Genomic DNA, 26,276 nt, shown 5'->3' on the forward strand with positions numbered 1-26,276 from the left:
CCATTAGATCTGCATCTCATTAAGACAGGCCTCCAATTCCTGAACCTAATGAAATTATTACAATCGCTCTTCGCGCCCGGTTGCCCTTTTCCAAGTGAAATAGAACACAGTTTTTTTTCACAATCCACTGGCATTGAAGTTTTAACATTAGGAACTACCTCAAAGTATGTTGAAGTGAACAATGATTTTTATATATTTAAATTCTGGCAAGTAAAAAACAGCCGGGAAGAAAACACATTTTTTACCCTACAGAACAACAGCACCTAAAATCACTTTATTGAGGATTAGTCAACTCATACAAAAATGTAAGAAACAGGACATCAAGGCGCAGGAGCAGCTTTACAGGCTATTTGCGCATAAATTATTTCCTGTTTGCCTCAAGTATTCGGCCAGCTACCAACAGGCAGAAGATAATTTGCAGGACGCATTTTTAATGATCTTTGACAAAATTCCCCAATACAAGAACAAAGGCTCTTTTGAAGGTTGGATGAAGAGGATCACGATAAATGTTGCCCTTCAGAAGTACAGGAAACAAACGGTCTTTGAGATCATCAAAGAGGACCATTTAAAAGAACCCGAAATTGAAATTGATGAAGATGCTGTTTCAGTCGATTTTTTACTGGAGATCATTCAACAACTGCCCGATCGCTACAGGCAGGTTTTTAACCTGTATGTGCTTGATGGTTTTTCCCATAAAGAGATTGCAGAGGTAATGAACATCTCCACAGGAACATCTAAATCTAACCTGGCCAGAGCCCGGGTGATCTTAAAAGATAAGATTGAAGACAGTCTTAATAAATCTACCGCCCGGTCAATGTAATGAAGGAAAGGAAGTACATAGACAGATTGTATCAGGAAAAATTCAAGGACTTTGAAGCTACTCCTAATGAAGCTGTCTGGAGATCAATATCTGCAAAACTCCAGGAAAGGGAACAAAAGCGAGTTTTCATTACCCCTTTCTGGTCACGCATGGCAGGGATCGCGGCTGTCCTGGCCATCATTTTCCTCATTGGAGACTGGATCTTTCCCGCGCAAACCGGCGCTTCTATTGCCAATGAAGATCTGGAAGAAGAATTGCTAAACAGAGAGAACAACCTGGCCGGCAACAGACTCATGATCAACCCCGATGAAATGCCGACAAACGGACCTGTCTTTGATGAGCCGGTAAAAGACCAGCCCTTTAAAAGACCTTCCGAAAATGCCGAACTCATCCCGATAAAGCCACCCAAAAGCCGGGAAGCCATCACTTCAGAAAAGAACAATATTGCCTCATCGCAGTTCACCCGAAAAAGATCTGAAAGCAAATCCGGGATCAAGAAAAGATCACTTTTTGATGAGATAAACAGGCAGGAACAGCAGGTGGTAGAAGAAAGCTCCCGAAGCAATTTTGAGGTATCTACCCATGCCGCCCCCATTTACTACGGCAACTTCGGGAAAGGCAATTTCCTCGACCCAAGGTTCAAAGAGAACAACAGTGAAGGGGAGGTTACCTTTTCCTACGGGGTTAACATCGCCTACAACATTTCTGACCGGGTAAAGATACGCTCGGGGGTGAACAAGGTGAACATGAGCTTCAACACCAACGGCATTCCTAATCAGGCAGTGGTAGATCCTACCAACATAAGCAGCGTGGCCTTCAGCGACCAGACAGAAGTGGTTTCTGATGCCTCGGGAAGATCCTCCACAACAAAGCAACCCGTCGCGAACAACAACCGGGAGTTCCTCACGAACTTTAATTCTGGGTTATTGAATCAAAAAATGGGTTTTATAGAAGTCCCCGTGGAACTTGAATACAACCTCATAAACAAGAGATTTGAGCTTAATCTTATTGGAGGAGCCAGTACTTTGTTCCTTGATGAAAACCGGGTTTCCATGAACTCCGGGAATGTTTCGGCAATTGGCAAGGCCAGCAACCTCAACGAGATCAGCTTTAGTACCAACATTGGATTGGGAGTGGATTATAACCTTTCAGAAAAGTTCAAGCTTAATTTCGAGCCCATGCTCAAGTACCAGTTTAACACCTTTAGCTCTAATCCCGCCGGGACACAGCCTTATTACCTTGGGATCTACTCCGGGTTCAGTTACAAGTTCTAAAACCTGCCCTTTTCCAGCTCGTTTAATATGACCTCCCGGGTTTCCTCCCTAAGGAATTTCTTATCATCCTGCGTCTTTCCTTCCGTAAAAATGAATTTTTTAACCTTTACCCTCATTCTCCCCGGACTGCCTTTTGAAAAGACATACGGAAACCGCTTTTTGTTATCATAAAAGATCATTGGCACAATAGGGATCTGGTGGTCAATGGCCAGCCTGAAAGCCCCGTCTTTGAAGGTATCAAGCACCACATCAAGATCATCGGGCACGCCACCTTCGGGAAAAATGCAAATGCTCGTTCCTTCATTCAGCCTTCGTTGTGCCCTTTCAAAAACCTCTTTGCGGCTTCGCTGATTTCCACGGTCAACCAAAATGCAGGTGCGTTTATAGAAGTAGCCAAAAAGGGGAATTTTCACCAGTTCTTTTTTTCCGACGAAAACGAAAGGGTTCCTCACGGTGACCAGCATAAGCATAATGTCGGTCATGGAAGTGTGGTTGGCCACCAGCATGTAACTTTCTCCTTTTTTAAGCTTTTGTTCTCTTTTTATCTTCGGAAGGAATCCCATTCCGAATAGAATGAAAAAAGCCCACCAGCGGGCAAGAATAAAGAACTGCGGATAGAATTTGGTGCGGGAGGTGAACAGCAGCAAAAGCGGTAAAAACAGGATTATGGGAACCCCCATGAGGATATAGAACCAGACTCGCCATAAGGCCACCAGGAAGATTCGGAGGATTCGCATGGAACCAAAAATAAGGAATTGGATTGAAGGAATTCCCTAAAATGGATACCTTTGTGCAAAAATAGAAAAAGCCGATGTCCAGAGTACTTACCGGAATTCAAAGCACAGGAACACCTCATTTGGGTAACATTTTAGGAGCGATCATCCCTGCGGTTGAGATGGCAAATGACCCGAAAAATGAATCTTTCCTGTTCATTGCGAACCTACATACCCTCACCCAGATCAAAGATGCAGAAGTGATGAAAGAGAATACCCTTTCTACTGCTGCCACCTGGCTGGCTTTTGGGCTGGATATTGAAAAATCGGTTTTTTACAGGCAAAGCGACATTCCGCAGGTGACCGAACTCAGCTGGTACCTCAGCTGTTTTTTCCCATACCAGAGGTTGACGCTTGCACATTCCTTTAAAGACAAGGCAGACAGGCTGGAAGATGTTAATTCCGGGTTGTTCACCTATCCTATGCTCATGGCTGCAGACATCCTGTTGTATGATGCCGAAATAGTGCCGGTTGGAAAGGACCAGTTACAGCACCTGGAAATGACCCGGGATGTGGCATCTCGTTTCCACACCAAAATGGGCGACACTTTCGTAATGCCCGAGGCAAGAGTTTCTGAAGAGACCATGTACGTGCCCGGAACAGACGGTGCGAAAATGAGCAAATCAAAAGGCAATACCATCAACATTTTCCTGCCGGACAAGAAACTGCGAAAGCAGATCATGGGGATCCAAACCGACAGCACTCCACTGGAAGACCCAAAAGATCCTGAAAATGACAATGTTTTCAACATTTACAAGTTACTGGCGACTAAGGAACAGACTGAGGAAATGCGGCGCAACTATGAAGCCGGAGGCTATGGATACGGTCACGCAAAACAAGCTCTTTACGAGGTGATCATTACCCGCTTTGAAAAAGAGCGTGAAAAATATCATTTTTACATGGAGAACCCGGCAAAGATCGAAGAAGCCCTGGCAGTAGGCGCCGAAAAAGCCAGAAAAACAGCCGATGACGTCCTGGTGCGAGTTCGTGAAAAACTTGGTTACTAAACCACCTCGAACAATTTTCCGGGAAGAGGACGCACCACTCCTTTGAGTTCCATATTGAGCAACAGGGTCGCCGCTTTGAAAGTTGGGATGCTGCAATTAAGGGCGATAAAGTCGAGTTGTTCCTTTCCGTGTTCTTTCAGGAATCCATACAGCATTTTTTCCTCTTCTTCCAGCTCAACAAAAAGCTGTTTTTGCACCGGTTTTTGAGGAGACTCGATCTGCCAGCCAAGCATGTAGATTAGGTCTGCTGCTTCGGTCAACACGTGGGCCTGCTGCGATTTGATGAGCATGTTGCACCCCCTGCTCTGTTCATCGCGGGGCCGGCCGGGAACAGCGAACACTTCACGGTTATAGGAATTGGCAATATCAGCAGTAACTAAAGAACCACCTTTTTCGGCACTTTCTATCACTATGGTCGCTTCGCTGAGGCCTGCAATGATGCGGTTGCGCTTCAGGAAATTGTTGCGGTCAAAAGCATCGGTGCTCCAGAAATCGGTTAAGAAACCACCATTTTCTTCTATCTGTCTTACGTATTTCTGATGTACCTTCGGATAGATCTGGTTAAGCCCATGTGCCAGGCAACCTACAGTTTGCAACTTGTTCTTCATGGCGGCACGTTGAGCGCAGATATCTATTCCGTAGGCAAAGCCCGAAACTATGATTGGATCAAGCGGATTTAAGTCTTCTACCAGTTTTTCACAAAAGGCCATTCCGTGTGCTGTGGCTTGTCTCGTCCCAACAATACTGATCATCCTTTTCTTCTGAAGGTTAACCTTACCTCGCTGAAAAAGCAAAATGGGTCCGTCAAGGCAGTGCCTGAGACGTTCGGGATAATTCTCATCCCGGTAATACAGACAGGAAATGCTGTTCTTGCTGATGAATTCCATCTCCTTTTCAGCCGCCCGCAAATGAACCGGATCATGAAGGTCCTGCAGCTTAGACTTGCCTACCCCATCGATCTTTAAAAGACCACTTACTTTCTCCTTAAAAACCGCTTGCGGGGAACCTGTTTTCCTGATGAGCTTTTTAGCCGATGCATCCCCTAAGTTCGGCACGTGCTGCAGGGCCAGAATATATTGTAAATCAGAAGGATCCATAGCAAAAAATCAGAAAGGAAAATTAAAATAAAAATTTGTTAATAAATTTGGAGCAGCCTCTTTTTTCTGAATTTAAATTATTCTACATTTGTTCAAATGGCAGTAGCAAATCACATCCACGATCTTTTGTACCGGTACGAATGCGTGATCCTACCGGAATTCGGGGCTTTTATCACACAACATCATTCAGCCCGCATCGAGCAATCCACAAACGAATTTTTTCCGCCTAAAAAGTCTGTTTCTTTTAACCGTCAGCTGGTTAAGAATGACGGCTTATTAGCCAATTACATTGTGGAAGTGGAAAACATTCCTTACTCTGCCGCAATAGAGAAACTGCATGAGTACGTGCAGGACCTCAACGCTGTTCTTGAAGAGAACAAGGTGGTGACCCTGGAAAAAATAGGAACTTTCAACCTTTCTGAAGGAAACAAGCTGCAGTTCGAACCCGTTGCCGAAAACAACTACCTGAAAGAAGCTTTTGGGCTTAGCGGCTTTAGCTCTCAGGAAGTGCTTAGAGAAACCTACAAGAAACAGGCTGAAGAAGTTGAAGAAAAAGCACCTGTGGCCTTTACCCCTGAAAAAAGATCTTCTGGAGGCTGGCTTAAATACGCTGCCGTTGGCTTACTTGCTCTTGGGCTTAGTGGTGCTGCCGGAATGAACTTCTACAGCAACCAGATCACCGAGCACAACCTGGCAGAGCAGCAAAAAGCAGCTACCCAGCTGGAAAACCAGATACAACAAGCTACTTTCGTGATCCCTAATCCGCTGCCTGCGGTAACTCTTAAAGTTGCCAAGCAGTCCGGAAAATATCACATCGTGGCAGGAGCTTTCCGTCTTGAAGAGAATGCCGAGAAAAAAGTTCAGCAGTTAAAAAAAGAAGGTTACAAAGCCCGCCAGATAGGAGCCAACCGATTCGGCTTGCACCAGGTGGTGTACAGCAGCCATGAGGACCGCCTGGAATCTCTTAGAACATTGAGGGAGATTAAAAAGTCAAATCCCGGGGCCTGGTTATTGGTTCAGGAATTATAATTCCACTGCTTCTTTAGGCACTTCTTTATTCCAAAATAGTTTTTTAATATACCCTTAACGCCTGCGGTTTGTTAAAGCGCCTTACCTTTGGCTAAAATTTCAGCTAAATGCACGCAAAGACTCCGGAAGAATCGAGAACCATAATGACCGACCTGGTCTTACCCAGTGAAACAAACCCGTTAAACAACCTTTTTGGAGGGGAACTTCTCGCCAGAATGGACAGGGCTGCCAGTATTGCCGCGCGTCGTCACAGCCGCCGGATAGTGGTGACCGCATCGGTGAATCACGTGGCCTTCAATAAGGCAGTTCCATTAGGAAGCGTTGTGACTGTTGAAGCAAATGTTTCGCGGGCTTTTAAATCCTCAATGGAGATCTATATTGATGTTTGGGTAGAAGACCGCGAAAGTGGTACCCGCAGTAAGGCTAATGAAGCTATTTACACTTTTGTGGCTGTTGATGAGACAGGAACTCCCGTAAAGATCCCTGCCTTAGAGCCAGAAACCGATCTTGAAAAAGAGCGTTTCGCCGCCGCTTTAAGAAGAAAGCAGTTAAGTCTGGTACTCGCCGGGAAAATGAAACCGGGTGAGGCTACCGAATTGAAAGCTCTTTTCGAGAACAGCTAGTATTTTCCTTACATTTTATAGATCCAGTGCTCAGGGTTGAGCTTGGTGGAGTTCTGGTACAAAAGGAAATGAAGAGTCGTTTTTCCTGAGCTGCCGCTCGTGGCCACTTCGCCCAGTTCCTGCCCTATGGATACTTCATCGCCTTTTCTCACAAAGATCTTGTCCAGGTTATTGTAGATGGAAATGTAATCTCCATGCCTTACCATAACGGCTTTGTTGGCGCCTTTTACGGCCTGTACCTCACTAACCACTCCGCCAAAAATAGCCTTGGCCTTCCCGCCTTTTTCGGTGTCTATACGCACTCCGTTGCTATTGATAGTAATGGATCTCACCACAGGGTGCGGCTGGGTACCGAAGCGCATTGAAACGATCCCTGATTTTACCGGCCATGGCAGTTTTCCTTTATTGCTGGCAAAATTCGCCGCCAAAGCTTTGGCTTCGGGAGTAAGTTTGAAAACCTCCCGTGATTCTGAACCGCTCTCCTTATTGTTCCTGGCGATCGCCGCCGCGATGATTCGTTCGATCTCCCGGTCAATGGCATTCACCTCCTGTTGCTTTTTACGAAGCTGACTGGCGTACTGTCCTTCCTTCTTCCGGATTGTCTCGATCAATGACTGTTGGGCCTTCCGGTCTTCCTCGAGTTTGGCCCTGGTCTTCTTGTTTTCGGCAATTAACCTGTCCTTCGCCTGCTTTTGTTCAGCCAGGCTCTTATTCAATTTCTGAAGTTCAGCAGCCCTCGCTTTTATCTCATCCCCCTGCTGTTTCCTGTAGTTGGCGTACTGTTTCATGTACTGAAGCCGTTTATAGGCCTGTAGAAAGCTTTCCGCAGAAAGAAGGAACATGATCCTGCTTTGCTGCGATTTGCTCCTGTAAGACTTCTGTATCATCTTCTCGTAGTCCTCCTTCAGCCTCTCCAGTTCCTTTCGCAGTTCGCTTATCTTGTTCTGGTTGGAATTGATCTCGCGGGTGAGCAGATTGGCCTGCTGATTAGTCACTCTTATCAGGTTTTCTGTAGATCTTATTTGTTGCTGAAGATCCTCCACCTCGGTAAGTATGGATTTCTCCTTTTTCAGGTTTGAAGTACGCAGGGAATTGATCCTTTTGATCTCCTGCTGAAGTTCAAGCCTTCGCTGTTCCAGTTCCTCCCTCTTATCTGCCTGAGCAAAAAGGTTAAGGCTGAACAGCAGTATTCCGGTAAAAATGAGGTTTCTGACTACTATTGGGGGGTTCATTCTATATAGATTTCTTCATAGCCCGAAGGTATTGAAAAAGGAAAAGAAACCGGCACATTAAGATCAATTCCCCTAAACTGCATGTCTATGCGGGTATTTTGAGCTCCTTCATTGGCGACGATCTGAATCTCGCCTGGAAAAAGCTGCTGTCCTATCTTCTTGTATTCAGGATAAGTTACGGTCACGCTGCGGTTGGATTTCTCCTCGCCTATTTGTTGTGCCAGGGCCTTATAACTTCCTGCGTCAAGCAAGAAAAGCTTTTTCAGAAATGTTTCCGCGGAAGGTTGTAGTTGGTATCCTCTGCTTGATTCACTCAATTTGTAACGCTCCTCCCGAAGGTCATAGATTGCCTGTCCCAGGATCAAATTCTGAACCTTTTGATAATCCAGGGGAGTTCCAAGCAATTCGCTTAGAAATTTGAAATCTCCGTCAAAATAGGTTTTCCCGATCTTCTCGTAGAATTGAACGGAGTTAGGAGTGATCATCACTTTTGCCAAAGGTATTCCCAGTAACTGTCCGCTCATCCAGATGGTATCGTTCTTCTTCATTCTGAAATTTACCGTCACGCTCTGGTCCTTCTCCTCGGTAGTGTATCGCACGTTAAGCTTTCCCTGTAGAGTATTGAAATCAACTTCATTCTGATAGTGATTTGCCACCACTTTGGCTACCGCCTCATCTTCGGGAGCGGTGGTTCCCATTTCCGCTTTCTTGGATCCACAGGAAGCCAATACAAGCGCAAATGTGAATAATAAGATCTGGAGTTTTTTAGTCATCATTTTGTTTTTTCAAGTTCATCTGCCTTTTTCAGGTATTCAGAAGCTTTTTCCGGTTTTTGAAGCCCTTCATAGGTCTTTGCCATTTCACCATAGAACTCCTTTTCCATTACCGGGTCATCAATAATGAAATCAAGACCCATCATCAAGGTTTCTTCCGCTTCAGAAAAGTTACCGGACCTGTTCTGCGCCCTGCCCTTGTATAAGTAAAGCAAAGGTTGGGCCGGAAAGATCTCAATGGCATTACCGCTCACCTCAATGGCTTCGGAATATTTTCCGAATTCAAGCTGCAAAGATATAAGCTCTTTGTACAGGCCAAAATCAGCTTTACTTGATTCGAGCGCCAGCTGAAAGTATTTCAAAGCAGGTTCAGTCTTCCGTTTTTCAAGGAAAAAAGTTCCCAGCTGCTTATAGACTTTAGTATTGTTCTCATCTTCTGAAAATACCTTAACCAGGTCTATCAAATCTTCTTCCAAACTCGGATTTTCGGCCACAAACATTAAAAAATCGTTCAGCGCCTGATATTTCGTAACCTCGTCTACCTGGTCGCTTCCCAACACTATACGCAGGGAATTGACCGCCTCTTCGGTTTTGTTCTCATTGAGATAAAACTTGTACAAAGCAAGATGCACCAGCTCCGATGAAGGCTTTTTCTCCAGGAGCTGCTTCGCCGCTTCAAAAGCCTCCTCGGCCCGGCCGTTCTCGCTATAGACAAAAATGAGGTTAAGGTAATTTCTTTCGTCTTCGGGATCCTCTGCGATCTTGCTTTCAAGATCCTGTATCTGCGCTTCCACATTATTGGTCCTGGCATAAACCTGACGGCGCAGGCTATCCCTGTTGGTGCTGGAACCTTTCTTGGCATCGAGGGAATCAAGCAAACTGATCGCCTCTTCATATTTTTCGTTTAGAATGTACAGGTTGGCAAGATCTTCAGAAAAAGAAGGGGAAATCGTAGCAAGGGTTTTAACCACAGGCAGAGCCTTTCCAAACTCTTCGCTCAAAAAATAGCTTTTATACAGCTCTTCCAGGATTGCCGTGTTCTTTGGAAGGGCAGCTCTTCCCTTTTCCAGGTAAGCGGCTGCCTGGGTATATTTTTGAAGGGCGTTGTGGTTCTTCCCCAGCTCAAGATAAACCACCGGCTGGTCATCTATTGCCAGACTTTGTACCAGCTCATCAATGGCCTTTTCGTAATTCTCTATCGCCTTTTGCTTAAGGGCTTCAAAAAAATGCTCCTGGAAAGCGTCATTCACCTCTCCCAGGTCTACGGCCTCCACCTCCACTATAGGTTTCTCCTTGTCCTGGGCGTATGTGGTAGGAAAAGTAAAAAGCAAGGCCAAAAATAATATTATGAGAGTAATTTTTTTCATAATTAGCCTTGCTTTTTAAGTTTATTTATTCCAGAACCGAGTAATCTCCAATGCTGATCTCGGTGAACTCTCCGTCGAATTTCGCAAAGTTTCCTATCATGGCATTTTTCAATTTGGCGTTCTTTACCTCGGAAAATGTCTGGATCAAACTGTTTTCAATGCTTGAATCAGTGATCTTACACCCGTTCCCGATAGAAACGTTAGGCCCTATTTTAGCGTTTTTCAGTTCCACATTCTCCCCTATGAAGCAGGGTTCAATGATCTCTGAATTTTCCATTTTTACATCATCAGCCACCAGTTTTTCACCATCATTCTGAAGGAAATTCAGCATGCGGGTGTTGGTCTCCACGGTAACCTGTTTATTACCACAGTCCATCCACTCGTCTACCTTCCCGGGAACAAAGATCATTCCCTTTCGCTTCATGGCTTCGATCCCGTCGTTGATCTGATATTCCCCGCCACGAATGATGTTCTTGTCCAGCACTTCCTGAAGTTCGTTCTTAAGAACGGCGGCATCTTTAAAGTAATAGATCCCGATCACTGCCAGGTCTGAAACAAACTCTTCAGGCTTCTCGACCAGGTCATCGATCTGCTTCTTCTCGTTTAGCTGCACTACACCGTAAGCAGAAGGGTTTTCTACCTGCTTTACCCATATCACCCCATCAGCTTCTTTATCTAACGTAAAATCGGCCTTAAAAAGTGTATCAGCATATGCAATCACTGCCGGGCCCTCCAAAGAATCTTTTGCGCACATGATCGCATGACCTGTTCCAAGAGGCTTGTCCTGGTAATAAATAGTGCCTTTAGCACCCAAAGTTTTGGCGATCTCCTTAAGATCGGTCTCTACCTTTTCACCAAAATCTTCTCCTATGATAAACGCAATTTCATCGATCTTTTCATCCAGCACCTTCGCGATATCTTCTACCAGCCGGTGAACAATGGGCTTTCCGGCGATTGGGATCAAAGGTTTTGGAACTGTTAAAGTATGAGGACGAAGCCGCGACCCGCGACCCGCCATAGGTACAATAATTTTCATGCTTTTAGTATTGAGTATTTAGTAGTGAGAATAGAGAGCTCTTTCTCTCCATCTCTTATCTGTATTTCTTGATTGTTTATTGATCATTGAAAATTGATCACTGCTATTTGGTTCCGGTACTTCCAAAGCCGCCGGCTCCGCGAGAAGTTTCTTCCAATACATCAACTTCTTTCCACATGATATGCTCGTGCCTTGCGATCACCAGCTGCGCAACCCGCTCGCCATTTTCCACGGTAAAATCTTCATTGGAAAGATTAACCAGAATAACTCCGATCTCTCCCCGGTAATCGGCATCAATGGTGCCGGGCGAATTAAGCACGGTAATTCCCTTTTTCGCTGCAAGTCCACTACGGGGCCTTACCTGGGCCTCATATCCTACCGGAAGCTCGATGAAAAGTCCGGTCTTGATAATTGTCCTTTCCAGGGGTTTTAAAGTAATGGGTTCAGGATTGTTCGCTCTCAGGTCCATCCCGGCAGAACTTCCGGTTTCATAGGCCGGTAAGTCGTGGGCAGATCTGTTGATAATTTTAACGTTCATGTGATAAATATTGATTCTGAAGGCTTTATCCCTTCTTCAAGATTTGTTTTAACTGATCTTTTTCTGCGTACCATATCAGGGCAAAAAAGATAAGAATTAATATACTCCCCAAATAATAATTATTTCTAAAAACATAGAAATAGATCACCGAAAAGCTGATGGAAAGCAGCAGATAGCTACCAATACGCTTAAGGTCGTAAGGAACCGGGTAATATTTTCTTCCGAAGTAAAAAGAAAGCAGCATCATGCTCCCGTAAGCGGCCATAGTGGCAATGGCCGATCCCACGTAACTGTAATAAGGGATGAGCCAAAAGTTGAGCACCAGTGTGAGTGCCGCCCCAAAAAGGGAAATATAACCTGCAAACCTGGTGCGGTCGCTTACTTTGTACCAGACCGACAGGTTGTGATAGATCCCTAAAAACAGGTTGGCCATAAGGATCATGGGCACCACTATCATGGCCTCCCAATAAGAAGAATCCCTAATGAGCAGCAGTTTAAGAAGATCTGAAAAAACAGTGACCGTGATAAGGATCGCGGAGCCGAATATGACAAAATATTTGGTTATCAATGCATAGGTATGCGTGGCATCCTTTTCTTTGGAATGGCTAAAAAAGAAGGGTTCGATCCCCATTCTGAAGGCGGTGGCGAAAAGTGTCATGAACAGGGCCAGCCGGTAACAGGCGGCATAAGCTCCAACTTCAGATTTTGCGATGTCCTGCGGAAGTAACCAACCCAAAAGGATCTTGTCGAAAACCTCATTTATGACAAACCCTATCCCCGCTATTAAAATTGGAGATCCGTATTTCAGCATCTTTTTCCAGAGCTGCGTGCTGAAGTGATATTTCAGCTTGAGGTAGAACGGCAGCATCACCAGCAAAGTAAGGGCGCTGGCGATTAGGTTCGAAATGAAGATATAGGCGATCTCAAAATCGGGTTTATAGATCTTTTGCAGCATGTCACTATCTTCTGCCCATAGAGGAAGCGCCACAATAAAGAAGATGTTCAGTCCCAGGTTAATGGCCACGTTCCCGATCTTGACCATGGCAAAGATGGCCGGTCTTTCGGTGGCTCTTAGCCATGCAAATGGAATGGTCACCAGGGCGTCAAGCGCCAGGATCAACAACACATAACTGATGTAATGCGAAGCTATGGCAGTGGCTTCAGAAATGGCATCCTTCAGCAGGAATCCCAGAACAAGAAAAATCCCGGTCGTAAGGATCAGGGAAATGGAAGAAGTTGAAACCACTTCCTTCCTATAATCTTCCTGGTGAAAAAAGCGGAAAAAGGAAGTTTCCATTCCGTAGGCAAGCAGCACGTTGAAAACCGCCATCCAGGAAAAGACGATGGCTACCTCCCCGAATCCCTCGGTAGGTAAATAAGCTGAGTACAGGGGCAGCAGCAGGAAAGAAAGCATCCTGGGCACCACAGTGGCAACGCCGTATACGAAGGTTTGTTTAAAAAGCTTTTGGAGGAGGGCCAATAGTACTTTGGTTGATTCTTATCACACAAATGTACTATAGGTGAGCTTAATGCCGAATATTTTCAGGCTTTTTTATTTCCACATCGACCGTATCTTTCTTTTTGATACCGGTGATCCTGAAATATTTTTCCTTTCCGTTCCGGGTATACTTCACAACCGCCTCTCCTTCTTCCAGTTCAAAAGGGATCTTTTCAGGCAGCTGCGGAGGCTTATTCCCGTACTCCTTTTTCGGGTCAACATGCATGATCACATCCGGCGCCTTGCCTTCATCTGAAGGGATCTTGAAATAAGCCACGTACAAATTCTCTGCGGCGCCGGACTTCTCGATAACGGCTTTCCTTCCGCGAAAATAAACCGAATCCAGTTTTACTTCAGCCTCTTCTTCGGCAGGAATGAACAGACTAAAACCAGAATCAGCCCCTTTTACCCCGCCGGTCCAGGTGGTGTAGTAAGCTTCCTGTAGAGCTAAGGGAGACTCCTCCTGCAATTTTTTGCCATTGGCACAGCTTGCCATGCCCAGGATAATAGATGCTGCGGAAAATATATGTAGAAGCTGTTTCATGGCGAAATATTTATTTGTTCATCAAGTTAAAAACAAATTTGATACCAATTAAAAAAAGAAAACCCCGAACCTGAAGGAACGGGGTTTTAAAAATTTGATTTTCAGATGTTTTCCTGAAAAAAATTTATTTATTCAAAGCTTCAGCTCCACCAACGATCTCAAGGATCTCGTTAGTAATGGCAGCCTGACGGGCTTTGTTATAGGATAATTTAAGTGAGTCACGCAGTTCAGTAGCGTTATCGGTCGCTTTGTGCATGGCGGTCATACGCGCACCGTGCTCTGAAGCGAAGGAATCCCGAAGCGCCTTGAAGATCTGCATTTTCAAAGACTTTGGGATCAATTCAAGAACGATCTCTTCTTTAGAGGGTTCAAAAATATAATCTAAAGTCACTTCTTCATCAGTCTCTACTGGCACGATAGGCAGGAACTGCTCTTTCATGACTATCTGGGTAGCAGCGTTCTTGAACTGGTTATATACAAGAACGATCTTATCGTACCTTCCCTCAACGAACTGCTGCATCAGGTCTTCGGCGATCTCGGCTACGTTGTCAAAACTAAGATCGTCATAGATCTCATTGTTGTTCTTGTAGATATCGAAATTCTTCCGAAGAATGTCATTGGCCTTTTTACCAATGGTCATAATGTCGATATTCTTCCCGCTGTAATCTTCAGCAGCCAGCTGCTTTACCGCCTTTACGATGTTGGAGTTGAACGCTCCAGCCAATCCCCTGTTCGAAGAAACAGCTACGATAAGCACATTGTTCACCTCACGCTGCTCGGCATACTTGCTGCTCTGGTCGCTGTCAAGAGTAGCACTAAGGCTCTGCAATAATTCTGAAAGCTTTTCGGCATAAGGCCTCATGGCAGTGATCGCATCCTGCGCCTTGCTCAACTTGGCAGCCGATACCATTTTCATGGCACTGGTGATCTGCATGGTTGAGGAAACCGAGGTGATCCTGCTTCGTAATTCTTTTAAATTGGCCATTCTTTGTAGTTATGAGTTAGAAGTTATGAGTTATGAATTCTTAATAATAGAAACCATAATTTTCATTAACTCGTCACACTTAGCAATTAAAATTTTACAATCTGTATTTGAAGTTGCCTCAATAAGCTCTAACCAATATTTAGTTTCATCAGCTTCCTTTAAAGCAATTCCAAATTTATTTTTAAAATCTTTTGTGCTTACTCCCCTTTGTGCTTCTCTAACATTAGCTCCAATGCTAGTTCCACTTCTCAATAGCTGGGAAGCCAGCTCAAATTCTTTTTTTTCTTTCAAAGAGCGAGTGAAGAAAACGATGTCACAAGCAAATTGGAAACTTTTAATCCTAATGGGGCTGTTTTCCAATTTGCTCATAACTCATAACTCTTAACTCAGCACTGGCATGTTATGCCTTATATTTAGCCGAAAGTTCCTTGGCTACGTTAGTCAACGTATCGGTAACTTCATCTGTAAGTTTACCGGCCTTTAATGTGTCAAGCGTATCTCTGTGCTTGGCGTTAAGGAACTCCAGGTAATCTTTTTCAAATTCTCTTACTTTCTCAACCGGAACATCTCTCAAAAGGTTCTTAGAACCGGCGTAGATGATCGCGATCTGCTCTTCAACAGGGTAAGGGTTGTTTTGAGCCTGCTTAAGGATCTCCACGTTACGCTTACCTTTTTCGATCACGCTTAATGTCGCAGGATCAAGATCTGAACCGAACTTGGCGAATGCTTCAAGTTCACGGAACTGAGCCTGGTCAAGTTTCAATGTACCTGCCACCTTCTTCATTGATTTGATCTGAGCAGATCCACCCACACGAGATACAGAGATACCCACGTTGATCGCAGGACGAACCCCTGAGTTGAACAAATCTGACGTTAAGAAGATCTGTCCATCGGTGATCGAGATCACGTTTGTTGGAATATATGCGGAAACGTCACCTGCCTGAGTTTCGATAAGCGGTAGTGCAGTTAATGAACCACCACCTTTTACTTTATCTTTCAACACTTCCGGAAGGTCGTTCATGTTCTTCGCGATATCATCATCAGCGATCACTTTTGCAGCACGCTCAAGTAATCTTGAGTGAAGGAAGAAAACGTCTCCAGGGTATGCCTCACGTCCCGGTGGACGACGAAGAAGCAAAGATACCTCACGGTAAGCAACCGCCTGCTTGGAAAGATCATCATAAACGATCAACGCAGGACGACCTGTATCCCTGAAGTACTCCCCGATCGCAGCACCTGCGAATGGAGCATAAACCTGCATTGGAGCAGGATCTGATGCGTTTGCGGCAACAATAGTGGTATAAGCTAAAGCTCCTTTATCTTCAAGTGTCTTGGCGATACCCGCAACAGTTGAAGCTTTTTGCCCGATAGCTACATATATACAATAAACAGGTTCCCCTGCATCGTAAAATTCTTTTTGGTTAAGGATGGTATCAATAACCACAGCAGTCTTACCTGTCTGACGGTCACCAATCACCAATTCCCTTTGTCCACGACCAATCGGCACCATGGCATCGATAGCCTTGATTCCTGTTTGAAGCGGCTCGGTTACCGGCTGACGGTAAATTACCCCGGGAGCTTTACGCTCTAATGGCATTTGGAAAGTTTCCCCTTCAATAGGCCCTTTTCCGTCGATAGGTGCACCAAGAGTGTCAACCACACGTCCAACGATTCCTTCTCCCACATTGATAGAAGCAATACGCTGAGTTCTCTTAACGGTTGCTCCTTCTTTCACTTCTTTGTATGAACCTAAAAGTACAACCCCAACGTTATCTTCCTCAAGGTTAAGTACAATTCCTTCCAATCCGCTTTCGAATTCAACCAACTCCCCGTACTGTGCGTTGGACAGTCCGTAGACGTTTGCAATACCGTCACCTACGTTAAGAACGGTACCAACTTCGTTCAAAGAAGCTTTCGCCTCATATCCGGAAAGTTGTTTTTTTAATATTGCTGATACTTCAGCCGGATTAATTTCTGCCATAATTATTTAGAATAAAATGCTGCGCCCGGGCGCAACGGTTTTAATTAAATTTTTGAAACGTATGTGTTGTTTTTAAATTCCCTTTTCAGGTTGTTTAGCTGTGCCTGAACACTTCCATTGTACTGGATGTCTCCCACACGCAGGATAAAACCTCCAATGATAGACTCATCGATGATGTTCTCGATCTTGGCCTCATTCCCGGTCAATTCCTTCACCTTTTGCTGGATCTTGGTCTCAAGAGCCGGCGTTAAAGGAATGGCCGTGGTCACTTTTGCTACCTGCACGTTGTTCATTTGATCGTACAGGAACATGTATTTTGCCGCTACCTGCGAAAGGATCTCAAGCCTGTTGTTCTCCATAAGAAGATCGAACATTCCAGAAGTGATCCCATTCACATCTTTAAAGATCTCAAGAAGGGCATTTTTCTTAATGCTATCCTTGATCACAGGACTCTTTAAAAAAGTTCTAAGGTCCCCGGTGCCGTCAATGGTCTCACGAATAAGCACCATATCATCATTCACCTCTTTGGTAACTTCTTTGTCTTTTGCAAGGCTGAATATAGCCTTCGCGTATCTTAAAGCTGCTTTGCTTCCCTGCATGATCTTAGTTTAAGGTTACGTCATCAAGCATATCCTCAACCAGCTTCTCCTGCTTGGCTTTGGTTGAAAGCTCTTCACGTACTACTTTCTCTGCGATTTCTACTGAAAGGGTTGCCACCTTGTTCTTAAGGTCTGCAAGAGCAGCATTCTTTTCATTCTGTATGGTAGCCTTTGCCTGAACGATCATCTTCTCACCCTCTTTCTGAGCTTCCTCTTTAGCTTCAGAGATCATTCTTTCTTTGATCTCTCTTGCTTCCTTGATCATGTTATCACGCTCAATACGGGCCTCCTTCAAAAGCTTCTCATTATCAGCCTGCAGGTTCTGCATTTCCTTACGGGCATTTTCAGCCGAATCAAGCGCATCCTGGATTCCCTGCTCACGTGCATTCAATGCATCAAGAATGGGTTTCCATGCAAACTTCTTCAGTAAAAGGATCAATACTACCAGGATAATGATCTGCCAGAAGAACAGTCCAAAAGAAAAATCGTTAACTAACTTTTCCATATTCTATTTAATTTCTTGTATCGTTTAATTTGTAATAATTCAAGCCTTGCAGCCAACCGCTGCAAAGCTTGAAGTTCTTTTTGATTGATTATACCGCGAAAAGGGCAGCGAAAGCAACACCTTCCAAAAGGGCAGCGATAATAATCATTGCAGTTTGGATTTTTCCGGCTGCTTCTGGCTGACGTGCAATTCCTTCCATTGCAGCGCTACCAATCTTACCAAGACCGAATCCGGCTCCAATAATGATCAAACCAGCTCCAATCAAATCTAAATTTAAGGCTTCCATACTTAGTTATTAAAAATTAAACTTACTCTTATTTACGTTTATACTTGCTTATAATACTGGGATATCTTCGTTATCTGCAGGATGTTCGTGGTCATGCTCCTCTACCGCCATTCCAATATAAAGGGCGCTTAACAAGGTGAAGATATATGCCTGTAAGAAGGCTACTAATAATTCGATTACAGAGATGAAAATGGTGAACCCAAAGAATGCAGGGCCAGCGATCCAGTTCTGGAAGATCACGATCAATCCAACAAGTGTCATCACGATTACGTGACCCGCGGTCATGTTGGCGAAAAGTCGGATCATAAGTGCGAATGGTTTGGTGAACATTCCAAGCACCTCGATAGGCGCAAGAATGATCTTCATAGGCACAGGTACACCAGGCATCCAGAAAATGTGTTTCCAGTAATCTTTATTTCCGCTGAATTGTACAATGATGAAAGTAACCAGGGCCAATGCAAAAGTCACGGCAATGTTACCGGTAACGTTCACCCCAAGTGGTGTCATCCCTAACAGGTTCAGGATCCAGATAAAGAAGAATACCGTTAAAAGGAAACCTGTATATTTTCTATAGTTCTTACCAATATTAGGCTTTGCGATCTCATCACGCACATAAAGCACAAGCGGCTCAAGCACCCTTCCAAATTTCTTTGGAAAAGCTCTTTTTTGGTAAGTTTTCGCCAGCTGGGAGAAGATGATCAACATCAATATACTTACCAGGATCATAGTTAGGACGTTCTTTGTGATAGAGAAATCCCAGGGTCTTTCATTTGCAGGGAAACCGGCTTCATTATAAGTGATGGTCCCTTCAGCATCTGTTTTGTAGATATGGGAGTGGTAGAGGCGATAGTGCTGCCCGTCTACCTCCACGATGTCTTCGCCGTGGTGGAATTTTCCTGAAGAAAACACTTTCAACCCGCCATCCCAAAGAATGACCGGAAGCGGGAATCCATAATGCGCACCTGTCTCCCCGTCTGAAAAGAAATTAACATAGTAAGAATCCTGAAGGTGGTGATCAATATACGCCTGGATCTCTTCTTCGGTGTTCACTTTCGCATCCTCTCCTTCCTGAGGTTCCTTCGCGCTAAATGCCTGGGAGTTAAAACTCACAAACATTAAAAGACAGGCTAATAAAAACTTCGCAATGTTTTCCTTTTGCATTTTCAGGTAAATTTCAGTCCTTTAATTTGGGTGCAAATGTACATAATTAAATAAAAATACATACCCCTAAGGGCCGAATTGTTTCTACAACCCCAAAACCCTGTAATTACCTGTCATTTGAGAAGTTAGCCTCGTTCAAAATCTTTATTACATAAATAATTTCCACCACCACACATACCACATAAGGAACGAAAATATGCAGAAACACCGATTTATCGATCTCGTAACCTGCCGTTTTCAGCAGGTACAGCAGCAAGCCGAGCTTCACTACCCCGGTGACCATAAAGATAAAGCCCAGTTGTTGTTTAAGCTGTTCACTCGCCAGTATCATCGTGCTGGTAAATAAGAAAGTGATGCCGACATTGAACTTGTAGGCAAAGTTGATAAGCTCTAGGGAAGCCTTAGGCTCCATAGAAGTGTAAATCCAGTAATGGATCCCGTAGGTTACCCCTGCTACAAAGAACAGCAATAAGGAAAACCTCAGCAGGTGTTTAAACATAAATAAAAGAGAATTACTTGTTGAAGTGTTTCAACTGTCTTAGAACAACATAAACAGAGGCCACCAGACCAAACAGGACAAAACCTATGGTAAACCAGTTCTTACCAGATGGATATCTTTCGTCCAGTTTCTTTCCAATCCAGGCGCACACAAAAATGGTAGCTCCCATCTGGAAAGCGATACCCGAAAAGATGGCCCAGTTCTTAAGCTGACTTCTCTTCTTTTGGTCGTCGTTCTCCTCTTTCATTGTTAATGGCTTTCATGGCACCGCGCATGGTACAGGTAGCATTGAAGGTCGCTCCCGGCTCTACAGCAAGTTTTCCTACCACGGCTTCCCCGTCGATCACGGCGGTACTGCGCAGGCTTAAGGTACCGGAGATCTTCAGGTTACCTGTGAAAGCACCTTCAACATCGGCATTTTCGCATTCCAGCTCACCGGTGATGACTCCTTCTTTGCCAATTACCACTTTGCCGGGAGTTTTAACGGTTCCTTCCACATGACCGTCTATGCGGAAACTTCCCATTCCTTCAATATCGCCTTTGATCTTGGTGCCTTGTGAGATCTTGTTTTGTTCTTTACTCAATTCAGAAGTAGGTCGGTTCTTTTTTTCTTGTGCAAACATTAATAGGGGGGTGTTAGTAGAGATTGTAAATAATTTTCTAAGTTTTTATGGATCTGCACGATCCGGTAGTTTGGGGTTGAAATATAAAAAGAATTTTTCTGTATCTGGTACTTCTTATTCACTGAAAGCAGCTCTGCAAACCCTTTTGCTCTTTCGGGAGAACCAAAACCGTGGACCACCACCAGCACCTGTTGTGCATCATACACATCTTTGGAAACATTAAGATGTGTATAATCTAATTCTTCCAGGATCTTTTCCAGCCTGCTTTCGAATTTTTCCACCTCTTCATTCTGCCCCTTTTCAAAAGGGAAAACCAGTTTAAAAGAAGTGGCTGCAGAATCTGTCAGGAATTCTGCGGCGGGCAATGCCGGTACAGCTGTATTCAACAGTTCCTGGGCTCTTTTCCCCTCTACCGACTGCGGATAATTCAGCGCCACAAAACTGAGACTTTCCGCATAGCGGTCCAGCCCGCTCAGTCGACCTTCGGCCATAGCTTTTAAAAGTTCCAGTTTAGGCACAATTTCATCGCCGGCAAAATTCTGAATGAGCTCATTGCTTTGGCTGATCACCTCTTCATAACGCTGCTCCTCGTACAAAGCGTACACCTCTTCATAGAGAGCCGTAGGGTTGTTCTCGTCTTCCCTCAGGCTCTCGGGGTTCTGCAAAATTGCCGCATACCTGGAATCGGGATATTGGGTGATAATGTCATTTTTAAGAGACTGGGCTTTCGCCAGTTCTCCAAATTCTGAATAGATCTTATACAGGTTATATTTTGCAGGAACCAATAACCTTTCTTCAGGTTCATTTTGCAGTACGAATTCCAGTTTTTCTGCTGCCAACTCGTTCTCATCGAATTTTTCACGATAGATTAAACCTAATTGGTAGTTCGCAAAATTACGGTCAGCCGCGATACTGTCAAGCATCGCTGGATCTTTAGGGATCTTTGCAAGGTAAGTTTCGGGGTCAAACCTGGGATCATCGGCTGTGGCCGGCAAAGCAGAAATCGTGTCGCTGGTCGCTAGAACACCTGCCTGACCTCCTGTTCGCCAATTGTCGGCAAGTTTTCGGTTACCCCACACCCTTGTGAATTCCTGCTTTCCGTAGGCGACGGTAGTGGGGTTATAAAAATAGAAACCGGAACCCAGAGTTGGCATTCCCGGCATACCGCTTCTCTTATTCTCAAAATAGTTCTCTGCCACATTCTCCTCTTCGGCCTCCGGTTCATCGGCCTCCAGAGACCTTTCTTTTAATCCGGCGGCATAAGAGGTGAAAAATTCCCGCTGTTCTTCTTCGGAAAGGGAAGCGATCCGCAGGACACTGTCGGTAGACCTGGCGAGTTGCTCATAGTAGATCACATCGTTCAGGTTATCGTGCTTTCTTTTGATAATCCTGAATTCACGGCTGTTCTCTGCCAGCTTCTGAAGGGTACTGTCATAATACGCGCCGGCGACTTCAAAATTGGCAGCGTCAAAATTGATGTTCCCAAGGGTTTCATAATCCAGCGATTGCAGATACAAGTCTGTAGAAGGCGACTGCAGCGACCTGTTGTAATAATCAACCGCCAGGTCAACAGAATCCATTTGATAGTGGAATTCGGCCAGTTCAAAATAGATCTTATCCAAAAATGGACGATTTTCCCTGTTTTCTGAAAGCTCTGTAAGATACTCCAGAATGGCTACTTTTTCTCCTGGCGCGATCTCCTGGTTCCTGACCTGAGCTATCTGGGCGTTGATCATATACACCCGGGGAGATCTGCGCTTTAGGTCGATGACCTGCTGGTAAGCATAGTTTGCGCTGTCCTTTTTTTCAAGGGCATCATAAAGCTGTCCGGTGATAAACCAGTACCGGCCTTCTTCCTTTTTATCGTCTGTAAGCCGGGCGGCTTTATGGATCTGTACAACAGCGCTATCCAGAGCGCCTATGTTCATATAAGCCTGGGCAAGAGCAGCAGAAGCATTGGCCCTGTTCTCTTCTTCCAGCTTTTCATCCTCAAGGATCTTTTTCAGGTTCTTAATAGCCAGTTCGTCAAACTCCAGGCGCATATTGGCCTTTTCACGCCATATTTTTGCCTCGTTGATGGTATTGCTCAGCGGATATTTATGCAGGATATAGTTGAAGGCTTCCAGTGCGGGTACAAAACGCTGATCGTAATAACGAGCTTTCCCAAGTAAAAGATAGGCTTCATCTATCTGTGGATTCCTTTCACGACCGTCAAGCAACATGGAATGCCGCTGAATGGCTTTGACCGCCTTTTCTTCGGCTACGGCAAAATTCGGATTCTGATTGGTTCCCGGCACCATCACCTCCTCGCTCACATGCAGCCGCTCTACCGGAAGAATTGCCCAGTAATTGTCCTGATAGCTTTGGTTAAGCTCTTCTTTACCAAGCTCCAGAGCGAGATTGCCGTTATACAAGGTATTGTACTCGGCTGTAACCGCGTGCCAGTTGCGGCTAAGAAAGGTATTCTTCTTTCTTGAGCAGCCAATGATACCTGCCAACAACAGCAGAAATAAAAAACTTTTTAGAATTGTTTTCAAACCGGTCCCCTATCTTATTAGAAATAACTTGAGTACCTCTCAAATTATTATTCAGGAAAGTAAAAATAGGGAATTTTTCCCAGCCTTATTCTTCAGCAGGAACCAATTTACCGGCAGTAACTAGGGTTACAGGATATTTTCCTTTTCGTCCTCCACCTCTTCCCCGGAAAAGAACTGCTCCAGTTCCCTAAGAGTGGCTTCAGAAGTTTTGATGTCCTTCACCACTTCTCCCCTGTCCAGCACCACGATACGCTGACAAACCTCGGTAACGTGTATAAGATCATGGCTGGAAATAAGCACGGTCACTTCAGCATTTTCGGTGATCTCACGAATGAGATTCTTTAGCCTTATCTGGGTGGTTGGATCAAGATTGGCAAAAGGTTCATCAAGAATGATTACTTCAGGATTTCCTATTAAAGCAGCCACTATCCCCACCTTTTTTTGGTTTCCTTTCGAAAGATCTCTTAAATACTTCCTTCTGCCAAGGATCTCCCCATTGAAAAAATCTTCAAATCCCTTCAGAAAGCTAGCCACATCAGCTTTATTCTGCCCCCGCAATTCGCCAATGAAATTGAAGTATTCCTCGGGAGTGAGATAGCCAATCAGGAAAGTTTCATCAATGAACGAGGCGGTAAAAGGTTTCCAGGCCTCGCTCTGGCTCACCGTGATCTCGTTGTTGAAAATGCTTCCGGTAGTAGGCTGAATGAGATCAAGCAGGAGGCTGAAAAAAGTGGTTTTCCCGGCACCGTTGTTTCCAACAAGCCCAAAGCTTTGTCCTTTGGGGATCTCAAGATGCGGCACATCCAAAACTGTAGTGCCATTATATACTTTTGAAAGATTGGTTACTGTTATCATACTCCTACTCTCCTGTTTGTTTAAAGCCATTGATCATGGCATATTTACTTTTTACATAGGCCTGTTCTACAAGGTTCATGAGGTGTGGCCTTAACAAAATTCCCATCACCCCTAATCCCGAGAGGACTCCTGCACCCGCCTGAAATCCCAGAAAACTGGAAACTCCCCAGAAGATAAGCACCGGTACGATCATTAGCGGCAGGGCTACGAGCCATTGAGTCGCCCCGGTTCCCTGGTAGTTCATGAACGCGCTCTTCTCCAGGTCGATCCTTTTTCGGTTAAAGGAACCGGCATACAGCAAGACCGGAATATTCACGCCGATATTAAAGAGAGCACAGCAAAAATTGATCACCAGGATCTTCCATCCAAAGTACAGGTATGGAGTGGTTAGAATTGCAAGCACCACCACACTAAAGGTCATTAATCCCGCTTTTGACGAAAGGTATTTTTTCAGGGGAATGTTCTGTGCCATCATCATCGAGAAATAAGTGGAATCCCAGGAAGGGATGAACTGCCCGAAATTGATCATGAAGATACCGGTCATGAAGATGCCAACAAAAACAAAGATGGACGGCATGGACTGGTAGGTTTCCTGCGGATAAAAGATCAATCCGTAACCAAGAAGGATCACAGACATGAAAATGATCGTTCGGGGCCTTTTGTTACGCCAGATCATTTTAAGGTCCAACTGCAGAAAAGGCGCAATATCTCCGAATTTTCGGGTCCAGTTGAAATCCCTGGTATTGGCCTCCTGCACTTTTCCGCGGATGGATTCATCGAGATAGAACCGGCTTTCCAGCACTTTCCTGTTCCATAGATACAGTGACAACAGCATGAAAACAGGGATCAGGCTAAATAGCGGATTTTCAACAATAAAATCAAATCCTGAGGCGAAAGCTTCAGTAATGCTCCATATTCCGAAGTACTCCAGCAACCATAAAGCCAGTGCCACACCCAGGTAAGGCAGTAAAGCCTTCAGGTTATCGGCGAAATATTTTTTCAGAAGAAAGTTGGCGTAGTTCACGCACAGGTCAAGGGAGAACACTGCGACCATCCAGCCAAGTACAGCCCAGGGAGAAAATTCAGACTTATAGATAGTGAAAATTCCGAAGGGAAGGATCACCAGCAGGGGCAAAAAATTAAAAAAGGAGAACAGCGATTTCACCAGCACATAATCCACCACTTTCCTTTTGGGAATGGGCGTTGCCATCAAGGGTTTAATGCTGATCACCGGCAGGGTTTGTATCATGAATCTCACCACCAGCTCCAGGAAGAACCATAAGAGCAAAAATTGGTTGACCATATGCAGAGGTTCTTCTTCTGGATAGAATTCCTTGAGCAAAGGATAAAGCCCCAGACCCAAAAACAGGAAAGCAACCGAAAAATACAAAACGAGAAAACCCATCAAGATTTTCAGCCCCAGGCTCTTTCCAAAACTAGAGGATCGCACAAAAGCTTTCCACTGAAGGGAGATAAAATATTTGAACATGCTGCAGGTTTGCTTACAAGTCTGGAAATTTACAATTTTGTTACAGATATTAAGTATCAGACTTTGTACTTTTGCGCCTAAAGAATCAAATAATGACCAAGTTTTTTCCTCTAAAGATCAAGGATGTAATTAGAGAAACTTCACAGGCCGTAAGCCTGGAATTCGACATACCCGAAAACCTGAAGCAGGAATTCGCTTTTAAGGCCGGGCAATATATCACCATTAAAACTGAAGTTGAAGGTAAGGAGATACGCCGTGCCTATTCGCTTTGCACTCCACCAACAGACGAGACCTTCAAAGTAACCGTAAAAGAAGTGAAAGGCGGAATGTTTTCTGTCATCGCCAATAACCGTCTGCAACCGGGTGATGTGCTGGAAGTACATCCTCCAGAAGGGAAGTTCGTTTTTGAACCTTTGAACGACAGCCATCCTCATACTTACGCGGCTTTCGCTGCAGGTAGCGGGATCACGCCGGTGCTTTCTATTCTTAAAACCGCTTTGGAGCAGGAGAAATACAGCCGGTTCGTACTGATCTACGGAAATAAAACTCCGGATGATACCATTTTCTTCAAGGAACTTCTTGAATTGCAAATGGAACACCCCGACAGGCTGTTCGTGGAATTTGTTTACAGCCAGACCAAAGAGGAAGAATCTCACTACGGAAGAATTGATGAAAGCACGGTGAATTACGTGCTGAAAAACCGTTTCCAGGGCACTACCTTCACCCGTTTCTATCTTTGCGGGCCAGAAGCCATGATCAATCATGTCACAGAGGTACTTCTGAAGAACGATATTGAAAAAGAAAAGATCCTTTTCGAATTGTTCAACACCGAAGTTGAAGGAGAGGTCAAGTCTGATCTTGAAGGACAAACCGAAATTACCATCATTCTTGATGATGAAGAGACCACCTTCACCATGCCGAAGAATACTACCGTTCTTGATGCGGCCTTAGACAATGGCATTGATGCGCCATACTCCTGCCAGGGTGGAATTTGCAGCAGCTGTGTGGCCCGTATCACTGAAGGGGAGGCCGAAATGGAGAAGAATTCCATCCTTGTGGATAGCGAGATCGAAGAAGGTTTGGTCCTTACCTGCCAGGCACACCCGCTTTCTTCAAAGCTGAAAATAGACTATGACGATGTATAA

28 protein-coding genes are annotated in these 26,276 nt (G+C 44.7%); 6 read left to right on the forward strand and 22 right to left on the reverse strand.

Features of this window, described 5'->3' with window-relative positions; genetic code table 11:
• The first annotated feature begins 277 nt into the window (after positions 1 to 277).
• Positions 278 to 820 (forward strand): RNA polymerase sigma factor, encoded by a 543-nt coding sequence (locus BLS64_RS01935; protein WP_093111179.1) that lies wholly within the window; start codon positions 278 to 280, stop codon positions 818 to 820.
• Positions 820 to 2,094: a hypothetical protein gene (locus BLS64_RS01940; protein WP_093111181.1), complete on the forward strand. Its 1,275-nt coding sequence runs from the start codon at positions 820 to 822 to the stop codon at positions 2,092 to 2,094. Before BLS64_RS01935 ends, BLS64_RS01940 begins: the two co-directional genes overlap by 1 nt.
• On the opposite strand, the gene BLS64_RS01945 is transcribed toward BLS64_RS01940, so the two are convergent.
• Entirely contained in the window at positions 2,091 to 2,831 is a 741-nt protein-coding gene (locus BLS64_RS01945; RefSeq protein WP_093111183.1) for a lysophospholipid acyltransferase family protein, read from the reverse strand. The genes BLS64_RS01940 and BLS64_RS01945 overlap by 4 nt on opposite strands.
• A gap of 74 nt (positions 2,832 to 2,905) precedes the next feature.
• On the opposite strand from BLS64_RS01945, the gene trpS reads away from it, so the two are divergent.
• The gene (trpS, locus tag BLS64_RS01950) at positions 2,906 to 3,874 is read left to right on the forward strand and encodes a tryptophan--tRNA ligase (protein ID WP_093111185.1); all 969 of its coding nucleotides are present in this window, start codon (positions 2,906 to 2,908) and stop codon (positions 3,872 to 3,874) included.
• Here the strand turns inward: trpS and dprA are convergent.
• Positions 3,871 to 4,971: a DNA-processing protein DprA gene (gene dprA, locus BLS64_RS01955; RefSeq protein WP_093111187.1), complete on the reverse strand. Its 1,101-nt coding sequence runs from the start codon at positions 4,969 to 4,971 to the stop codon at positions 3,871 to 3,873. The genes trpS and dprA overlap by 4 nt on opposite strands.
• 96 nt (positions 4,972 to 5,067) lie before the next feature.
• Between dprA and BLS64_RS01960 the strand changes: the two genes are divergently transcribed.
• Both BLS64_RS01960 and BLS64_RS01965 read left to right on the forward strand, forming a co-directional pair.
• Positions 5,068 to 6,000: an HU domain-containing protein gene (locus BLS64_RS01960; RefSeq protein ID WP_093111189.1), complete on the forward strand. Its 933-nt coding sequence runs from the start codon at positions 5,068 to 5,070 to the stop codon at positions 5,998 to 6,000.
• 107 nt (positions 6,001 to 6,107) lie between these two features.
• The gene (locus tag BLS64_RS01965) at positions 6,108 to 6,623 is read left to right on the forward strand and encodes an acyl-CoA thioesterase (RefSeq protein WP_093111191.1); all 516 of its coding nucleotides are present in this window, start codon (positions 6,108 to 6,110) and stop codon (positions 6,621 to 6,623) included.
• An 8-nt stretch (positions 6,624 to 6,631) separates the two neighbouring features.
• Here the strand turns inward: BLS64_RS01965 and BLS64_RS01970 are convergent, their stop codons facing one another.
• The 20 genes from BLS64_RS01970 to BLS64_RS02065 form a co-directional block, all read right to left on the reverse strand.
• A complete protein-coding gene (locus BLS64_RS01970) occupies positions 6,632 to 7,855 on the reverse strand; it encodes a murein hydrolase activator EnvC family protein (protein WP_093111193.1) in 1,224 nt (407 codons plus the stop codon).
• Positions 7,852 to 8,631 (reverse strand): DUF4292 domain-containing protein, encoded by a 780-nt coding sequence (locus tag BLS64_RS01975; RefSeq protein ID WP_245693355.1) that lies wholly within the window; start codon positions 8,629 to 8,631, stop codon positions 7,852 to 7,854. Before BLS64_RS01975 ends, BLS64_RS01970 begins: the two co-directional genes overlap by 4 nt.
• The gene (locus BLS64_RS01980; protein ID WP_143019258.1) at positions 8,628 to 9,995 is read right to left on the reverse strand and encodes a tetratricopeptide repeat protein; all 1,368 of its coding nucleotides are present in this window, start codon (positions 9,993 to 9,995) and stop codon (positions 8,628 to 8,630) included. Before BLS64_RS01980 ends, BLS64_RS01975 begins: the two co-directional genes overlap by 4 nt.
• 25 nt (positions 9,996 to 10,020) lie before the next feature.
• Positions 10,021 to 11,031 (reverse strand): sugar phosphate nucleotidyltransferase, encoded by a 1,011-nt coding sequence (locus BLS64_RS01985; RefSeq protein WP_093111199.1) that lies wholly within the window; start codon positions 11,029 to 11,031, stop codon positions 10,021 to 10,023.
• A gap of 103 nt (positions 11,032 to 11,134) precedes the next feature.
• Positions 11,135 to 11,569 carry a dUTP diphosphatase gene (dut, locus tag BLS64_RS01990; protein WP_093111201.1) on the reverse strand — a complete coding sequence of 145 codons (435 nt, stop codon included), beginning with the start codon at positions 11,567 to 11,569 and terminating at the stop codon, positions 11,135 to 11,137.
• A gap of 25 nt (positions 11,570 to 11,594) precedes the next feature.
• Entirely contained in the window at positions 11,595 to 13,049 is a 1,455-nt protein-coding gene (locus tag BLS64_RS01995) for an oligosaccharide flippase family protein (RefSeq protein ID WP_093111203.1), read from the reverse strand.
• Between the two features lie 46 nt (positions 13,050 to 13,095).
• Complete coding sequence (locus BLS64_RS02000) at positions 13,096 to 13,611, reverse strand: hypothetical protein (RefSeq protein WP_093111205.1); 516 nt, start codon at positions 13,609 to 13,611, stop codon at positions 13,096 to 13,098.
• Between the two features lie 124 nt (positions 13,612 to 13,735).
• Positions 13,736 to 14,596, reverse strand: a complete 861-nt coding sequence (atpG, locus tag BLS64_RS02005; RefSeq protein WP_093111207.1) for an ATP synthase F1 subunit gamma — start codon at positions 14,594 to 14,596, stop codon at positions 13,736 to 13,738.
• Positions 14,597 to 14,626: 30 nt separating this feature from the next.
• On the reverse strand, positions 14,627 to 14,965 hold the full coding sequence (locus tag BLS64_RS02010) for a four helix bundle protein (protein ID WP_093111209.1): 339 nt from the start codon (positions 14,963 to 14,965) through the stop codon (positions 14,627 to 14,629).
• 31 nt (positions 14,966 to 14,996) lie between these two features.
• Entirely contained in the window at positions 14,997 to 16,577 is a 1,581-nt protein-coding gene (gene atpA / locus BLS64_RS02015; RefSeq protein WP_093111211.1) for a F0F1 ATP synthase subunit alpha, read from the reverse strand.
• Positions 16,578 to 16,621: 44 nt separating this feature from the next.
• Positions 16,622 to 17,176 carry an ATP synthase F1 subunit delta gene (atpH, locus tag BLS64_RS02020; RefSeq protein WP_093111213.1) on the reverse strand — a complete coding sequence of 185 codons (555 nt, stop codon included), beginning with the start codon at positions 17,174 to 17,176 and terminating at the stop codon, positions 16,622 to 16,624.
• A gap of 4 nt (positions 17,177 to 17,180) precedes the next feature.
• Positions 17,181 to 17,681 carry a F0F1 ATP synthase subunit B gene (locus tag BLS64_RS02025; RefSeq protein ID WP_093111215.1) on the reverse strand — a complete coding sequence of 167 codons (501 nt, stop codon included), beginning with the start codon at positions 17,679 to 17,681 and terminating at the stop codon, positions 17,181 to 17,183.
• An 88-nt stretch (positions 17,682 to 17,769) separates the two neighbouring features.
• On the reverse strand, positions 17,770 to 17,967 hold the full coding sequence (gene atpE / locus BLS64_RS02030; protein ID WP_029036344.1) for an ATP synthase F0 subunit C: 198 nt from the start codon (positions 17,965 to 17,967) through the stop codon (positions 17,770 to 17,772).
• 48 nt (positions 17,968 to 18,015) lie between these two features.
• On the reverse strand, positions 18,016 to 19,128 hold the full coding sequence (atpB, locus tag BLS64_RS02035; protein ID WP_093111217.1) for a F0F1 ATP synthase subunit A: 1,113 nt from the start codon (positions 19,126 to 19,128) through the stop codon (positions 18,016 to 18,018).
• A 106-nt stretch (positions 19,129 to 19,234) separates the two neighbouring features.
• On the reverse strand, positions 19,235 to 19,627 hold the full coding sequence (locus BLS64_RS02040) for a hypothetical protein (RefSeq protein ID WP_093111220.1): 393 nt from the start codon (positions 19,625 to 19,627) through the stop codon (positions 19,235 to 19,237).
• A gap of 13 nt (positions 19,628 to 19,640) precedes the next feature.
• Positions 19,641 to 19,874 carry an AtpZ/AtpI family protein gene (locus tag BLS64_RS02045; RefSeq protein WP_093111222.1) on the reverse strand — a complete coding sequence of 78 codons (234 nt, stop codon included), beginning with the start codon at positions 19,872 to 19,874 and terminating at the stop codon, positions 19,641 to 19,643.
• The gene (locus tag BLS64_RS02050) at positions 19,831 to 20,250 is read right to left on the reverse strand and encodes a bactofilin family protein (RefSeq protein ID WP_093111224.1); all 420 of its coding nucleotides are present in this window, start codon (positions 20,248 to 20,250) and stop codon (positions 19,831 to 19,833) included. Before BLS64_RS02050 ends, BLS64_RS02045 begins: the two co-directional genes overlap by 44 nt.
• A complete protein-coding gene (gene porW, locus BLS64_RS02055) occupies positions 20,250 to 22,787 on the reverse strand; it encodes a type IX secretion system periplasmic lipoprotein PorW/SprE (protein ID WP_093111226.1) in 2,538 nt (845 codons plus the stop codon). Before porW ends, BLS64_RS02050 begins: the two co-directional genes overlap by 1 nt.
• Before the next feature lie 126 nt (positions 22,788 to 22,913).
• A complete protein-coding gene (locus BLS64_RS02060) occupies positions 22,914 to 23,642 on the reverse strand; it encodes an ABC transporter ATP-binding protein (RefSeq protein WP_093111228.1) in 729 nt (242 codons plus the stop codon).
• A gap of 4 nt (positions 23,643 to 23,646) precedes the next feature.
• The gene (locus tag BLS64_RS02065; RefSeq protein ID WP_093111230.1) at positions 23,647 to 25,131 is read right to left on the reverse strand and encodes a DUF5687 family protein; all 1,485 of its coding nucleotides are present in this window, start codon (positions 25,129 to 25,131) and stop codon (positions 23,647 to 23,649) included.
• Between the two features lie 92 nt (positions 25,132 to 25,223).
• Between BLS64_RS02065 and BLS64_RS02070 the strand changes: the two genes are divergently transcribed.
• The gene (locus BLS64_RS02070) at positions 25,224 to 26,276 is read left to right on the forward strand and encodes a ferredoxin--NADP reductase (RefSeq protein WP_093111232.1); all 1,053 of its coding nucleotides are present in this window, start codon (positions 25,224 to 25,226) and stop codon (positions 26,274 to 26,276) included.

It is taken from the genome of Salinimicrobium catena (assembly GCF_900102915.1).
In the GTDB taxonomy this organism is placed as follows: domain Bacteria; phylum Bacteroidota; class Bacteroidia; order Flavobacteriales; family Flavobacteriaceae; genus Salinimicrobium; species Salinimicrobium catena.

Coding starts and splice junctions, on each gene's coding strand:
- dut (WP_093111201.1), bottom strand. CDS start 11,569: ATGAACGTTAAAATTATCAACAGATCTGCCCACGACTTACCGGCCTAT.
- atpB (WP_093111217.1), bottom strand. CDS start 19,128: ATGCAAAAGGAAAACATTGCGAAGTTTTTATTAGCCTGTCTTTTAATG.
- BLS64_RS02040 (WP_093111220.1), bottom strand. CDS start 19,627: ATGTTTAAACACCTGCTGAGGTTTTCCTTATTGCTGTTCTTTGTAGCA.
- BLS64_RS02065 (WP_093111230.1), bottom strand. CDS start 25,131: ATGTTCAAATATTTTATCTCCCTTCAGTGGAAAGCTTTTGTGCGATCC.
- BLS64_RS01965 (WP_093111191.1), top strand. CDS start 6,108: ATGCACGCAAAGACTCCGGAAGAATCGAGAACCATAATGACCGACCTG.
- BLS64_RS02045 (WP_093111222.1), bottom strand. CDS start 19,874: ATGAAAGAGGAGAACGACGACCAAAAGAAGAGAAGTCAGCTTAAGAAC.
- BLS64_RS01940 (WP_093111181.1), top strand. CDS start 820: ATGAAGGAAAGGAAGTACATAGACAGATTGTATCAGGAAAAATTCAAG.
- BLS64_RS01985 (WP_093111199.1), bottom strand. CDS start 11,031: ATGAAAATTATTGTACCTATGGCGGGTCGCGGGTCGCGGCTTCGTCCT.
- BLS64_RS02050 (WP_093111224.1), bottom strand. CDS start 20,250: ATGTTTGCACAAGAAAAAAAGAACCGACCTACTTCTGAATTGAGTAAA.
- BLS64_RS01970 (WP_093111193.1), bottom strand. CDS start 7,855: ATGAACCCCCCAATAGTAGTCAGAAACCTCATTTTTACCGGAATACTG.
- BLS64_RS01975 (WP_245693355.1), bottom strand. CDS start 8,631: ATGATGACTAAAAAACTCCAGATCTTATTATTCACATTTGCGCTTGTA.
- BLS64_RS02025 (WP_093111215.1), bottom strand. CDS start 17,681: ATGGAAAAGTTAGTTAACGATTTTTCTTTTGGACTGTTCTTCTGGCAG.
- BLS64_RS02070 (WP_093111232.1), top strand. CDS start 25,224: ATGACCAAGTTTTTTCCTCTAAAGATCAAGGATGTAATTAGAGAAACT.
- BLS64_RS02000 (WP_093111205.1), bottom strand. CDS start 13,611: ATGAAACAGCTTCTACATATATTTTCCGCAGCATCTATTATCCTGGGC.
- BLS64_RS02060 (WP_093111228.1), bottom strand. CDS start 23,642: ATGATAACAGTAACCAATCTTTCAAAAGTATATAATGGCACTACAGTT.
- BLS64_RS01980 (WP_143019258.1), bottom strand. CDS start 9,995: ATGAAAAAAATTACTCTCATAATATTATTTTTGGCCTTGCTTTTTACT.
- atpH (WP_093111213.1), bottom strand. CDS start 17,176: ATGCAGGGAAGCAAAGCAGCTTTAAGATACGCGAAGGCTATATTCAGC.
- atpA (WP_093111211.1), bottom strand. CDS start 16,577: ATGGCAGAAATTAATCCGGCTGAAGTATCAGCAATATTAAAAAAACAA.
- BLS64_RS02010 (WP_093111209.1), bottom strand. CDS start 14,965: ATGAGCAAATTGGAAAACAGCCCCATTAGGATTAAAAGTTTCCAATTT.
- BLS64_RS01945 (WP_093111183.1), bottom strand. CDS start 2,831: ATGCGAATCCTCCGAATCTTCCTGGTGGCCTTATGGCGAGTCTGGTTC.
- atpG (WP_093111207.1), bottom strand. CDS start 14,596: ATGGCCAATTTAAAAGAATTACGAAGCAGGATCACCTCGGTTTCCTCA.
- atpE (WP_029036344.1), bottom strand. CDS start 17,967: ATGGAAGCCTTAAATTTAGATTTGATTGGAGCTGGTTTGATCATTATT.
- trpS (WP_093111185.1), top strand. CDS start 2,906: ATGTCCAGAGTACTTACCGGAATTCAAAGCACAGGAACACCTCATTTG.
- dprA (WP_093111187.1), bottom strand. CDS start 4,971: ATGGATCCTTCTGATTTACAATATATTCTGGCCCTGCAGCACGTGCCG.
- BLS64_RS01960 (WP_093111189.1), top strand. CDS start 5,068: ATGGCAGTAGCAAATCACATCCACGATCTTTTGTACCGGTACGAATGC.